The 12,269-nt window shown below is 68.7% G+C and carries 13 protein-coding genes; 4 read left to right on the forward strand and 9 right to left on the reverse strand.

All coding sequences use genetic code 11. The features are described from left to right. Positions 1–43: 43 nt before the first annotated feature. Genes F1C12_RS07330 through F1C12_RS07355 form a run of 6 tightly spaced genes read right to left on the reverse strand, consistent with a single transcriptional unit; the run spans position 44 to position 6,257 of the window. Entirely contained in the window at positions 44–1,117 is a 1,074-nt protein-coding gene (locus tag F1C12_RS07330; RefSeq protein WP_185278132.1) for an ABC transporter ATP-binding protein, read from the reverse strand. Further along, entirely contained in the window at positions 1,117–1,929 is an 813-nt protein-coding gene (locus F1C12_RS07335; protein WP_185278133.1) for an ABC transporter permease, read from the reverse strand. Before F1C12_RS07335 ends, F1C12_RS07330 begins: the two co-directional genes overlap by 1 nt. Next, positions 1,926–2,954, reverse strand: coding sequence for an ABC transporter permease (locus tag F1C12_RS07340; protein ID WP_185278134.1), 1,029 nt, complete (start codon positions 2,952–2,954; stop codon positions 1,926–1,928). Before F1C12_RS07340 ends, F1C12_RS07335 begins: the two co-directional genes overlap by 4 nt. Continuing rightward, positions 2,954–4,084: an ABC transporter substrate-binding protein gene (locus tag F1C12_RS07345; RefSeq protein WP_185278135.1), complete on the reverse strand. Its 1,131-nt coding sequence runs from the start codon at positions 4,082–4,084 to the stop codon at positions 2,954–2,956. The genes F1C12_RS07340 and F1C12_RS07345 overlap by 1 nt, the downstream gene beginning before the upstream one ends. A 56-nt stretch (positions 4,085–4,140) precedes the next feature. Continuing rightward, on the reverse strand, positions 4,141–5,118 hold the full coding sequence (locus F1C12_RS07350) for a sugar phosphate isomerase/epimerase family protein (RefSeq protein WP_185278136.1): 978 nt from the start codon (positions 5,116–5,118) through the stop codon (positions 4,141–4,143). Next, complete coding sequence (locus F1C12_RS07355; RefSeq protein ID WP_185278137.1) at positions 5,115–6,257, reverse strand: Gfo/Idh/MocA family protein; 1,143 nt, start codon at positions 6,255–6,257, stop codon at positions 5,115–5,117. The genes F1C12_RS07350 and F1C12_RS07355 overlap by 4 nt, the downstream gene beginning before the upstream one ends. Before the next feature lie 147 nt (positions 6,258–6,404). Between F1C12_RS07355 and F1C12_RS07360 the strand changes: the two genes are divergently transcribed. Then, entirely contained in the window at positions 6,405–7,586 is a 1,182-nt protein-coding gene (locus F1C12_RS07360) for an ROK family protein (RefSeq protein WP_185278138.1), read from the forward strand. An 84-nt stretch (positions 7,587–7,670) separates the two neighbouring features. On the opposite strand, the gene F1C12_RS07365 is transcribed toward F1C12_RS07360, so the two are convergent. Then, the gene (locus F1C12_RS07365; protein ID WP_185278139.1) at positions 7,671–8,165 is read right to left on the reverse strand and encodes a peptidoglycan-binding domain-containing protein; all 495 of its coding nucleotides are present in this window, start codon (positions 8,163–8,165) and stop codon (positions 7,671–7,673) included. Positions 8,166–8,314: 149 nt separating this feature from the next. On the opposite strand from F1C12_RS07365, the gene F1C12_RS07370 reads away from it, so the two are divergent. Together F1C12_RS07370 and F1C12_RS07375 are read left to right on the forward strand one after the other, a co-directional pair. Then, entirely contained in the window at positions 8,315–8,509 is a 195-nt protein-coding gene (locus F1C12_RS07370) for a hypothetical protein (RefSeq protein ID WP_185278140.1), read from the forward strand. An 80-nt stretch (positions 8,510–8,589) separates the two neighbouring features. Continuing rightward, a complete protein-coding gene (locus F1C12_RS07375) occupies positions 8,590–9,039 on the forward strand; it encodes a DUF1801 domain-containing protein (RefSeq protein WP_185278141.1) in 450 nt (149 codons plus the stop codon). A gap of 621 nt (positions 9,040–9,660) precedes the next feature. Here F1C12_RS07375 and F1C12_RS07380 read toward each other — a convergent pair. Next, positions 9,661–9,996 (reverse strand): hypothetical protein, encoded by a 336-nt coding sequence (locus tag F1C12_RS07380; RefSeq protein WP_185278142.1) that lies wholly within the window; start codon positions 9,994–9,996, stop codon positions 9,661–9,663. A 105-nt stretch (positions 9,997–10,101) separates the two neighbouring features. On the opposite strand from F1C12_RS07380, the gene F1C12_RS07385 reads away from it, so the two are divergent. Beyond that, a complete protein-coding gene (locus F1C12_RS07385; protein WP_185278143.1) occupies positions 10,102–10,284 on the forward strand; it encodes a hypothetical protein in 183 nt (60 codons plus the stop codon). A gap of 401 nt (positions 10,285–10,685) precedes the next feature. On the opposite strand, the gene F1C12_RS07390 is transcribed toward F1C12_RS07385, so the two are convergent. After that, positions 10,686–11,918 carry a type II toxin-antitoxin system death-on-curing family toxin gene (locus tag F1C12_RS07390; RefSeq protein WP_185278144.1) on the reverse strand — a complete coding sequence of 411 codons (1,233 nt, stop codon included), beginning with the start codon at positions 11,916–11,918 and terminating at the stop codon, positions 10,686–10,688. Positions 11,919–12,269: the final 351 nt, after the last annotated feature.

Consider the following 12,269-nt stretch of genomic DNA (forward strand, 5'->3'; position numbering starts at 1 on the left):
GCGCAGGTGCGGTACGGGAGGACGCGAGGAATGTCCTGCGCTCTCAGGCCGCGCGCTCGCCCGCGAACGCGTGCAGCCCCTCCGGCGCGATCGCGAACCGCACCCGCTGGCCCGGCGTCAGCGCCTCCGCGGCCTGCGACAGCATCGTGACCGGGATGCGGAGGTCGCCCGCGACGATCTCGGCCCGCGCGAACGGCCCGAAGAAGTCGACCGCGCGCAGCGTCCCGGAGGCGGACCGCGCGGTGGAGGCCGCGTCGTCCGGCAGGATGCGCACCCGCTCGGCCATGACCAGCACGTCGACCCGGTCGCCCTCGCGGAGGTCGTCCTGCGACGTCGTCAGCGACAGGCCGCCGATCTCCACCGTCGCCGCCGGCCCGGAGCCGTGCACGACGCCGGTGCCGAGGGACTGGCCGCCGAGGAACTGCGCGACGAACCGGTTGCCCGGCGTGCGGTACATGCTCTCGGGGGTGTCGTTCTGCTGCACGACGCCGTGCTCGAGCATCATCACCTGGTCGCCCAGGTCCATGGCCTCCTCCTGGTCATGCGTGACCATGATCGTGGTCAGCCCGGTCTCGCGGTGGATGCGCTTGAGCTCGCGCTGCATCTCGCCGCGGATCTTCTTGTCCAGCGCCGACAGCGGCTCATCCAGCAGCAGCAGGTCCGGTGAGGTCACCAGCGCACGCGCCAGCGCGACGCGCTGCTGCTGACCGCCGGAGAGCTGGGCGGGCGAACGGCCGCCGAAGTCGCCCAGGCCGACCAGGCCGAGCATCTCCTCCGCCTTCCGCTTCGCCGCCGATCGCGGAGTGCGGCGGGCGCGGAGCCCGTACATGACGTTCGACAGCACGGAGAGATGCGGGAACAGCGCGTAGTTCTGGAAGACGAACCCGATGTTGCGCTTCTCCACCGAGAGCCGGGTGACATCCCGGTTCCCGACCCGGATGGCGCCCTCGTCGGGGTCCTCCAGCCCCGCGACGATGCGGAGCAGGGTGGACTTGCCGGACCCGGAGGAGCCCAGCATGCAGCAGAACCGGCCGTCGCCGACGGTCAGGTCCAGCGGTTCGAGCACGCGCGTGCCGTTGAAGGTCTTGGAGACGCGCGAGACAGTCAGCTCGGCCATCAGTTTCCTTTGTTCGTAGAGGTCGTGAAGAGCTTGGCGGCGTTGCCGGACAGCCAGTTGAGGATGACCACCAGCAGCACCGTGGAGAGGATGATGATCGTCGCCAGCGCGTCCACATCCGGGGTCACGCCGAGGCGGACCATCGAGTAGATCTGCACCGGCAGCGTGGAGACGCCGATCGGGGCGAGGAAGAGCTGGATCGCGAAGTTGTTGAACGTGATCACGAACGCCAGCAGGCCTCCCGCGATGATGGACGGGCCGATCAGCGGGATGGTGATGGTCAGGAACGTCCGCAGCGGTCCGGCGCCGAGCGAGTGCGCGGCCTCCGCGTAGTGCGGGTTCAGGTCGCGCAGCCGGCCGGAGACGATCAGCACCACGAAGGGCAGCGAGGTCACGATCGAGGCGAGGATCAGCCCGAGCGTGCTCGACCCCAGGCCCAGCCAGCCGAACACCACGACGAAGCCGGCGGCGAGGATCAGCGCGGGGACCGTGAGCAGGGCGAGCAGGAGGCTGTTGATCGGCGCCGTGATGTAGATGCGGCTGCGCGCCATCCCAAGCGCCAGCAGCGTGCCGACGATGACCGCGAAGATGGTCGCCTGGGTGGCCAGGTTGAGGCTGGTGAGCAGTGCGTCCACGAGCGCCTGGTCGTGCGAGAGGTTCGCGTACCAGTCGAAGGTGAAGTGGAACGGGAACGTGCCGTACCGGGACTGGTTGAGGCTGAGCGCGGTCATGGCCAGCAGCGGCAGTGCCAGGATCACCAGCACCACGTACAGCCAGACCTTCATCAGGCGGGGCAGGACGGCGGTCTTCATCGGAGCACTCCTTCCGTGGGCGCGGTCGGCGCGGCGGCGACGGCCTCGTGGGTCGCGAGGGCGTCCTCGGTCGTGAGCGCGTCCTCCACCCGGCGTGCCTGCGCGGTCACCCGCTCGGCCTTCGGGCGTCCCGCCTTGGACACGCCGGACAGCGCCGAGCGCGACCAGGAGAGCAGCCCGGTCACGCCGCCGACGATCGCCAGCGACGTCACCAGCAGCACCAGGGACATCGCGACGGCGAACTGCTGGTGCACGCCCGCGGAGAGCTGCGCCGAGATGGTGTTGCCGAGCATCTGCCCGTTCGGCCCGCCGAGGATGGCGGGCTCGGCGAAGGCGCCGACGGTCTGGACGAAGGTGAGCGCGAAGTTCACGCCGATCATCGCCGACGACAGCGGCCAGATCACTCGGGTGAACACGAAGCCCTTGCTCGCGCCGAGGGTGCGGGAGGCCTCCAGCACCGAGCCGCTGATCTGCTCGGAGGCCGAGTACATCACCAGGATCGCCGTCGGGACGGACTCCTGGATCAGCATGAGCACGTTGGCCGCCGGCGTGTACATGATCGACGCCTGCGGGTCGGCCACGCCGATCCCCGAGAGGAACGACATCACCGGCCCGCCGGCCTGGACGAGGCTGACGAACCCGTAGATCAGCAGCAGCTGCGAGGTGATGTACGGGATGATGACGAACCCGAGGATCAGCGGCTTCACCTTCGGGCTGGTGTAGCGGGCGAGCGCCCACGCGGCTGGCCACGCCAGCGCGATGCTCACCACGGTCACGCAGAACGCGATCAGCAGCGTCCGTCCAAGCAGCGACATGTAGACCGCGCTCGAGAACATCTCCGCGAAGTTCTCGACGGTGAAGCCGCCGGAGCCGTTCGTGAAGCCGATGATCAGCAGGGCGACCAGCGGGAGCAGGGCGAACAGGACGAGCAGGAGCCCGCCGGGCGTGAGCAGGAAGCCCGTGCCCAGGGCGCCCCTGGCCCGCCGCCGGGGACGGCGGGCCAGGGAGAGCGGGGCGGTGGTCATCAGGAGCCGGCTTTCACCTGCGTCCAGGCGTCCACCCACGACTGGAGCCGGTCCGCGGGCTGCGGGAGCTGCAGCGCGAGGCTCGAGATCTTGTCGGGGTTCGCCTGGAGGCGGTCCAGCGTGGCCGGCTCGAGCGACGCGACGACCGACTTGTTGGCCGGGGCCGGCGAGGAGTCGGCGGGGGTGTTCGCCCACTTGGTGAGGAAGTCCTTGCCTGTCATGTAGTTCAGCCACTTGTAGGCGAGGTCGAGGTGCTGCGTCTTCGCCGCGATCGCCCAGTTGTCGATCCAGCCGACCGCGCCCTCCTTGGTGATCTCGTACTTGAAGTTCGAGGTGCCCGGCGCGTTGCCGGCGATCAGGCCGCCGATGCCGTCGGAGTTCGCGATGCCCGCGACGATCGAGCCGCTGGCGATGCCCTTGGCGAGGTCGTCGGTGGACGAGTAGAGCAGCTTCGCGTTGTCCTTCAGCTTCTGCAGCGCCGGCGTGACCTTCGCCATGTCGGGGTTCTGCGGGTCCTCACCGAGGTAGAGCGCCGTGATCGGGACGAGCACGGTCGCGTCGTCGATGAGCGCGATCTGGCCCTTGTACTTCGGGTCCCACAGCACGCTGAGCGAGTCGGGGGTCGGCGTCACCTTGCTGCCGTCGAAGAACAGGCCGGTGCTGCCCCAGGTCCACGGGACACCGTAGAGCTTGCCGTCCTTGCGGATCTCCTTGCGGCCGGAGAACTCCGGGTAGAAGTCGCTGTAGTTCGTCAGCTTGGAGGTGTCCAGCTCGTGGAAGATCCCCTGGTCGATGCCCTGGCCGATGTACTGGATGTTCGGCAGGGCGACGTCGATGCCGCCGTTGGCCTTGTTCACCAGCTGGAGCTCGTTCGACTCGGAGTCGATGTACTGGAACTTGAGGGTGGCCCCCGTCTCCTTCTTGAAGTCGGTGGCGACCCAGGGCAGGTCGGCGCCGTAGCCCTTCCAGATGGCGACGGTCAGGGTGTTGCTGTCGCTGCCCGAAGCGCTCGGCGACAGCGAGCACGAGGTCAGGGCGACGGCGGCCGCGACGGCCGCCCCGACGGCGATGCTCGCCCGTCGTGCGGTGGAGCGGCGCCGTTGCCCTTTGGTGCTGCGTGAGATGTTCACGTCATTCTCTCCTTGTTGTTGGTGCGTGGATCCACTCTTGGCGGTGGAGGCCGGGGTCAGAGGATGCCGGCGGTGGCGTCCTCCAGGTAGGTGCGCGCCGCGATGAGCTGCCCGACCGGGTCGGAGGCGGCGTCGAGCTCGAGCAGGATGCCGCCCTCGTAGCCGATCTCGGCCAGGGTGGCAGCGAAGGCGGGCCAGTCGACGACGCCCTGGCCGGCGGCGCGGAAGTACGGGCGGTGCCGGTTCCAGATGTTGCCGTCCACGAGCGCGTGCTCGCGGAAGGCGCCGGCGGCGTCCTTCCAGTGCGCGATCACGACGCGCTCGCGGTGGCGCGCGACGAGCTGGACCGGGTCTCCCCCGCCGAGCACGATGTGGCCGGTGTCCGGGCAGAACGCGACGAGGAACGGGTCGGTCAGCAGCAGGAAGAGGTCGACGTCGCGCGGCGTCCAGAACACCGAGTGGCTCTCGGTGTGCAGGGCGAGGGTGACGCCGTGGCGCTTGGTGATCGCGCCGACCTCGTTCGCGATGTCGGCGATCGGCGCCGCTGTCGCGAGGTCGACAGGTGCGAGGCCGTCGCCCTCGGCGTTGTTGCGGCGCATCGGCAGGCCGGCCACCAGGAAGGAGGCGCCGAGGCCGGCGAGGAAGGCCGCCTCGGTCTCCGCGGCGGCGAGGATGGCGGCGCGGGTGGCCGGGTCGGTCACGTCCTTCGCGTGCTCGATGTAGGCGAAGTAGGCGCTGACCACGGAGAGGCCGCGGCGCTCCAGCTCGGCGCCGAAGGCCTCCACCGACCCGTAGGCGGCGATCGCGGTGAGGCGGTCGGCGGGCGGGAACGTCATCTCGAACTCCGCGACGCCTGCCTCCTGCAGCGCGTCGAGGATGGTGTCCCAGACGCGACGCGGCTCCGCGGCGGCGAGAGCCGTCAGCTCCTCGCCGTCGGCGAGTCCCCAGAACTCGGGGGCGAAGAAGGTGATCAGGTCGACGCCGAACGCGCGGGTCGTGGCCGGGGCGATGGTGGTGGTGTCGGTGGTGGTCATGCGATTGCGCTCTCCTCGAGGGATGCCGAGCGCCAGGTCTCTGTGGAGGGGGCGGGGCGCTCGCAGGTGGTGGTCAGGGTGTGGACGCCGTCGGTGCCGTTCGCGATCGCGTCCAGCACCTCTAGCACGTGCAGGGCGAAGCCGGCGCTGGTGCGGTGGGGCTCGCCGGTCAGGGCGGCGGCGAGGTCGGCGACGCCGGGACCGCGGAGCGGGAGCAGCTCCTCCAGGAGACCGTCCGTGAAGCCCTCGATGACGGGGGGCAGCTCGCGCCACTCCTCTTCTCCGTGCAGGCGCACCCGAACGGTGTCGTCGTAGTTGTTCGGGTCGGGGACGCTGAGCGTGCCCTTCGAGCCGTACAGCTCGATGAACGGGAGCTTGTGGTCCCAGACGTCGAAGCTGGCGAGCACGGTGCCGATGGCGCCGGACGCGAAGTCGAGCGTCGCCGAGGCGTGCGTCGGGATCGTCACGTCGATGGACTCCACGCGGCGCCCCGGGGTGGAGACCGGGCGGACCGTGCTGCCGATCCGGGCGCTGGCGTACACGCTCGCGACCGGGCCGAGGAGGTTGACCAGTGCGGCGATGTAGTACGGGCCCATGTCGAGCGCGGGGCCGCCGCCGGGGATGAAGAGGAAGGTGGGATCCGGGTGCCAGAGCTCGGCCTTGCTGTGGGTGACGAACGCGCTCGCACCGATCACCTCGCCGATCAGGCCTTCGTCCACCGCGGCGCGCGCGGTCTGTCCGGCCGAGCCGAGGAAGGTGTCGGGGGCGGAGCCGAACAGCACGCCGCGCTCGCGGGCCTCGGCGACGAGCGGGGCCGCCGTGGCGAAGGAGGCCGTGAGCGGCTTCTCCGTGAACACGTGCTTGCCCGTCGTGATGAGGGCGCGGGTCACGCTCTCGTGCGCCAGCGGAGGGGTGAGGTTGACGAGGATGTCGACGCCCTCCGCCGCGGCCAGCTCCTCCACGCTCGCGAACACCGGGACGCCGTAGCGCTCCCCCGCCGCCTGCGCGAGCTCCTGGCTCAGGTCGGTGCAGCCGACGATGCGGAGGCCGTCGAAGCGCTCCAGTCCGCGGAAGTACGCGCCCGAGATGTTGCCGCAGCCGACGATGCCGACCCCGATCCGGTCTTTCTGAACAGTCACGCTGGCCCTTCTTCTTCGAAGCTCTCGGCGGAGGAAGCACGTTTGCTTTGCGCCGTTGAACGGGAACGTTAGCAATTATGCGCGGTAATAGCAAAACTATTTTTTCTCGCGTAAGATCAGGCACTGGCACGAAGGGGTAGACCACACATGGATCATTCGGAGATGCGGCAGCGCAACGCCGCCAGCACGCTCGGCATCCTGTACCGCACCGGCCCGGCGAAGATGACCGAGCTGCAGCAGGAGTCCGGGCTGTCCCGGCGGACGATCGAGCTGATCCTCGACGACCTGATGGACACCGGCTGGGTCGTCGAGCTGGCCGCAGCCTCCCCCGACGCCCGCCCGGTCGGCCGGCCCGCACGGTCGTTCGCGTTCCGCTACGACGCCGCGTGCGTCGTCGCCCTGCAGCTGGAGGCCGGCCAGATCCACGCGACGGTCGCGGACCTCGCGACGACGATCCTCGGCGATCTGCGGGTCCCGCTGCCGATCAAGACCTCCCGCGCCGAGCGCCTCAGCCTCCTGGACGACTGCGTGACGCGCCTGCTGGACGACGCCGGCGTCGACCGCTCGGCCGTCGTCGCCGTCACCGTCTCCACCCCCGGCATCGTGCGCGACGACGGCATGGTCGACCTCCCGATGACCATGCCCGAGTGGACCGGCTTCTCACTGCGCGACGCGGTCGGCGAGCTGTTCGACTGCCCGGTGCGCGTCGAGAACGACGCGAAGGTCGCCGCGCTCGGCGAGAAGTGGTCGCGCGACGGCGAGGTGCAAGACTTCGCCTACATCTTCTCGGACAGCGAGCGCATCGGCATCGGTCTGGTGCTGCGCAACGAGCTGTACCGCGGCCGCGACGGCGCCGCCGGCGAGGTGAGCTGGGCGCGCGACCTCGGCCTTCACGACCTGGTCAGCCCGCTGCTGGTCGACCTGGACGACGAGCTCGCGCCCGGCCACGCGGCGACCTGGGAACTGGTGACGGCGGCCCGGGCCGGCGAGCGGCACGCGCTGGAGGAGGTCGACCGCCTCGCGAACGCGCTCAGCACCGGAGTCACCCTGATCGCCTGGCTGCTCGCGCCGGAGGAGATCATCCTGGGCGGCTCGCTCGGTACCCTGCAGGACCTCCTGATCCCCGCGCTGGAGCGGAGACTCGCGACCAACGACCGCCCGATCGAGACGCGCTTGCGCGGGTCGCAGTTCGGCGACGCCAGCGTCCTCACCGGCGCCCTGCGGATGTGCATCGAATCCCTGGCCGACCAGCTCTTCACCCCCGCCGGAGTCGCCACCATCGGCCGCGCCCGCATCCCGGCGGCCTCCCCCGAGGAGGCCGCCAGCTAAGCCCTCCCGCAGGTGATCTCGGCCCGACACGCGCCCGGTCTCCTGCCGAAGCCCGTTCCGCAGGAGATCCTGACGCGTCTTCCTTCAGGAGACGACGTACTGCAACCCCACGGCCGTCTCCAGCGTCGCGCTGGCCGCGTGCAGCGACACGCTCCAGGTCTGGTCGCCGACCACGCCGTCCACCGCGACATGACCCCAGCCCTGGAACGCCTCCACCGAGGCGCGCGTGTGCGGCCCGAAGATACCGTCGATCCCGCCGGGCGTGACGCCTCCCCACTGGTCGGCGCCGTTGGTGAGGATGGTCTGGAGACTGGAGACGACGGCCCCGCTCGACCCTTCGCTGAGCACCGGCATCGGCCCGCCGTCCGGCAGCGCCGCCCAGGTGAGCGGCCCGACGATCCCGTCCGGCGTCAGCCCGGCCCCGCTCTGGAAGTCGATGATCGCCGCCTTCGTCGCCGGCCCGAAGATCCCGTCCACGACGATGCCGAGGTTCGGCGTGCGCCGCACCGCCCGCTGGGCCCGCTTGACCGCGTCGCCGGTGTCCCCCTGCTGGACCGTCGGCTGACCTGGATTCGACATGATGACTCCTCTCGTCCGCGGCTCCCCTGGCCCGGGCGCCGTCAGTGTGGCAGACCACCCCGTCTACGGCAAGGTGCGGTTCCTGGACGTTCTGCAAACGGCCCGCGTGGCCGCGACTGTCCCGCGAATGGGGGGCATACCGTATGCGCATGGCGATCAGAATCGAACTGCGGACGGCGGACTGCCCCGTCTGCGGAAAGCGCATGGACGGCACGGTGAAGATGCTCGGCAACCCGGGCCAGGCCGGCTTCCGGACGGCCCCGCAGGATGTGCATTGCGTCTCGGGCTGCGAGCGGGCGCTCGGCGACAACCGGGAGCGGATGCTGGGGGTGTTCCAGGAGTAGGGCGCGATTCATCCCCCTCTCCGCAGCAGCGACCGTCCGTTAGCGTGGGACCACCAGAAGGCACGCAGGGGGAAGAGGACATGACGAACACGGACGACGCCGGCACGTTCACCGCCGAGGAGCGCGCCGCGATCAAGCAGCGCGCCGCCGAGCTGAAGGCGGAGGCCAAGCGCTCGAGGGGCGCAGAGAAGGCCGCGGCGGAGGCGGCGGAGGTGGTCGCGAAGATCGCCGCGATGCCCGACGGCGACCGCGAGCTGGCGGAACGCCTCCACACGATCGTCGCGGAGGAGGCCCCCGACCTCGCCCCGAAGCTGTTCTACGGCCAGCCCGGCTACGCCCGGTCGGGCAAGGTCGTCGTCTTCTTCCGCAGCGGGCAGCAGGACAACGAGCGCTACTCCACCTTCGGCGTCAGCTCCCGCGCCACGCTCGACGACGAGAGCGGCATGTGGGCCACCTCGTACGCGCTCACCGCGCCGACGGAGGCCGCGTGGCAGCGGATCGCAGAGGTCGTCCGCGGGGCGGCCGGGTAACGACTCCCGTCACGGCTGCGGGTGATTGCGCTCCCGCATCCGATTCTTAGCCTCGTCTTAGTCCCGGTAGGTGAGGATTCACCAGCGGCGCCGGCGGCACCCTCCCCCAAGGCATGTCGTCGCCGGCGCCGCTTCCCTCCCCTCCGGCTCAGTGTGCTGTGCGAACGTCGCATCCCGGCGCGAGCGATCGGCGCCGGGACCTCGTGAGGTCTAGGCAATTCTGCGAATGGCAGCCGAGTGCCGCGAGCCGTCACCATCAGCGGTGATGGGAGGTGATCACCATGTTGCTTGGTTTCACGGTGACGGTTGCTGCCGCGTGTTTCTGTCTGAGCCCGGCGCCGGTGCCCGAGCAGGTCCCGGTCGCGCCTGACGCGCTCGTCACGACGATTCATGCTGCCGCGCCCGCGGACGCGATCCCGGAACGGTGCCTGACGTCGAGAGCGTGGTCCCATGCCGCCGCGGCGTGCCCGCGGATGCCAGTGGACCCGTTCGTCCATGCTGGAGCGCGACCGCTCCTGCTGGGCCGCGTTCGTTGACGCCGTCGCTGACGAGTCGGAGGACTTCGGTCCCCCGTCTCGTCAGGGGGCGCGGTCGGGCGATTTCACCCACCGAAGGTGCTCGTCATCGCACGTGCAGCAGCCACAGTCTCGCGCCGACACTCTCGAACGGATCGACCGGCATCACCGGGCACGGCGCATGCAGGCGCGCCCACTCGGGTGCGGCCGCCAGGCACAGCGGCGGCGTCGGCCGGTCCTGCAGGGGTCGGAACGATGACAACGGCCCCGGCGTCAGGCAGAGGCACGCCGAGAGGACCGTCACTGTGAACTGCAGCATCATCTCCGAACACCTCCGCTCGGCAGCATGATCGGCGCTGGCACCTGCCGCCGCCATGGGAAGAATTGCCCATACCGCGTCAGCCGCCCGGCTTCCACGATCGGTGGTGGAGGTGAATACCATGTCCGAACCCGAAGTGGCCGACCCGGACCACGTCGCCGACCGCACCCTCATCGCCTTCCCGGAGGCGATCGTCCCCTCACCGGAGCACCCGAAAGCCGGCCGACCATGAACGCTCGAATCCGCGCTGCCGCGACGACTCTCGCCGCCGTCGCTGCGGTGACGCTCACCGTCTCCGGCCCGGTCACCGCGGAAGCCAAGGTCAAGGGCGTCGACAGCGGGACTGTCACCGCGATGTACAAGCCGGGCCCGCCTCCCGTGTGGTGCGGGAGCGTCCGGCTCTGCTCGTAGGACGACACGGCCTGACTCCCCGGGCGAGCGGGGACGGCAGCCACCACCCGTCCCTCCGGTGGCTGCCGGGGCAGCGTCACCGGCCAGGCGTGGGGGTCACGGCCTGGCCGGTGACGTGGTCCGGGGATGGCCCTGGCGGGCGGGACCGGCGTTCTCCACGGGCGTCGCCAGGCTGCGCCCCACCCGCTCCCCCAGACGCCGTGCCTCGCGGAGCGAGGCCCGTCGCGCGGGGGCCCCGCGGGCCGGGACCCCGATAGTCAGCAGCGATTTCTGACGTCGGGCTGACGAGATTTGAACCTGCGACCCCTTGACCCCCGGTGAAGTGCGCTTGATCAAGGAAGGGGCTTGTGCTAGCCGGAGCGAGCTGCCCCCGTCGCGTTGGAGCCCGCTATCAGCTTTGCTTACACCCGCGCGAGCCTCTTGAGTAACTGGGAATATTCTAGGATAAAGAAGTCGGGGCCCTTGGCGTCCCCATAGAAAACTTCAGCGTCGAATCCATTTTCGGGATCAAGTTGTAACTCACGTCTCATCCGCTTGATTATGCTCTTCGGAACTTCGCGTCCGTCGCTTGTATTTCTGTAGCGAGAACTAAGCTCCAGAGTCTTACGGCCGAGCAGGGTGCGACGTCCTGAAACGCGGCGCTTGACAAGCATCCACTCGCCGCGATCCGGGAGCACTTCGCAGCCCAATTCGCGCAGCCTGTGCGAGAGTTCGCGCCACGTTACCGCGCGATCCTCGCGTCGAATCTGCCTCGTGCGCTTGTGAATCCAATTGGCTATTGCTAAAACCTCACGATCGGCGATCCGGTCATATTCCACGTCCGGGTCAAGGAGCCCATGCGCGGCCACCTGGACCATGAACCGGTAGAGGTCTGCCTCATCGGATTGAATTACTAGATTGTGCCGGTCGAGAAACACGAGCATCGCTACGAGAGCCGTTCGCTTATTGCCGTTGTGAAAAGGGTGGTTCTGAACGATCGAGTGAAGCAAAGCCGCGGCCGATGACTCGACGGTTGTGTATTTCATCTGGTCGCCGAAAGACGCAGCCGGTCGGCCAGCCGCGCTCTCTAGCAGGGCTCGGCTTTTGACTCCCGGCGGTGAAATGGGATCGTCGGTTGATTGGAAGTCCACTGTCAAGGCCACATGCACTTGTTCAATTTCAGCTGCACTCAAATAGTTGCAACTTCTCGTATTTCCAGGGACCTCCCACACCAACGGTGGCGCCTGGGGTTTTGGCTCGCTGGTCACCTCTTGATCGCGCTTGCGAAATTCCCGAGAAGGATGGTGCTCCAGCCGCCTAATCGCACCTTTCGGGAGGGTGCTTGCTGCGGGGTGAACCCGCACTCCTAACTCAGCGAGGTATTCGACAAGCTCCGCGCGTGACACGGAGAGCTCATCGAGCCAGTAGCTGATCCGCTTCAACCTGGATCCCTCGATGCCTGTTGCGCGTTCCGCCGCGGCGACGTCGCTGGGATGGATTCGCGAGTTTGCATCCATCGGGTATTCGATCTTTTCGCCCCAGAGGGCTAGGAGTACCTGTTCGACGTCAAGACCCGACGCAGAACTCAACGTACCTACCGTCCAACTTCGACGCTTTGCCATGACTATGCGTTCCTCGTCGATATTGGCAGACAAGCTCTCATTGATTGTGCGAGGGCTACGCCACTCCGGAATGCTGCAGTCGCGTTCGCGGCCGCGGGACGAAGGCACGCCTCCATCGCGTTCTCATGGGCTCCACCTTGCAAAGCCACACTCATTTGTCCTCGTTCGACCATCTTTTCGTAGTCGGCCTTCCCCACGTCATTTCGTTCACTCTGCTCTCTCCTTGCCAGACTTAGACAGGCTAGGGCTATGACCGAGGTGTTACGGATTCCCAGAAGGAGGGGTGTCATTGTCCGTTCAAGCAGAAGAGTTCCGTCCGCCCTCTCCACGCCCGTCGCCAGGCTGCGCCCCACCCGCTCCCCCAGACGCCGGCCCTCGCTGCGC

It is taken from the genome of Leifsonia shinshuensis (assembly GCF_014217625.1).
GTDB lineage: Bacteria > Actinomycetota > Actinomycetes > Actinomycetales > Microbacteriaceae > Leifsonia > Leifsonia shinshuensis_A.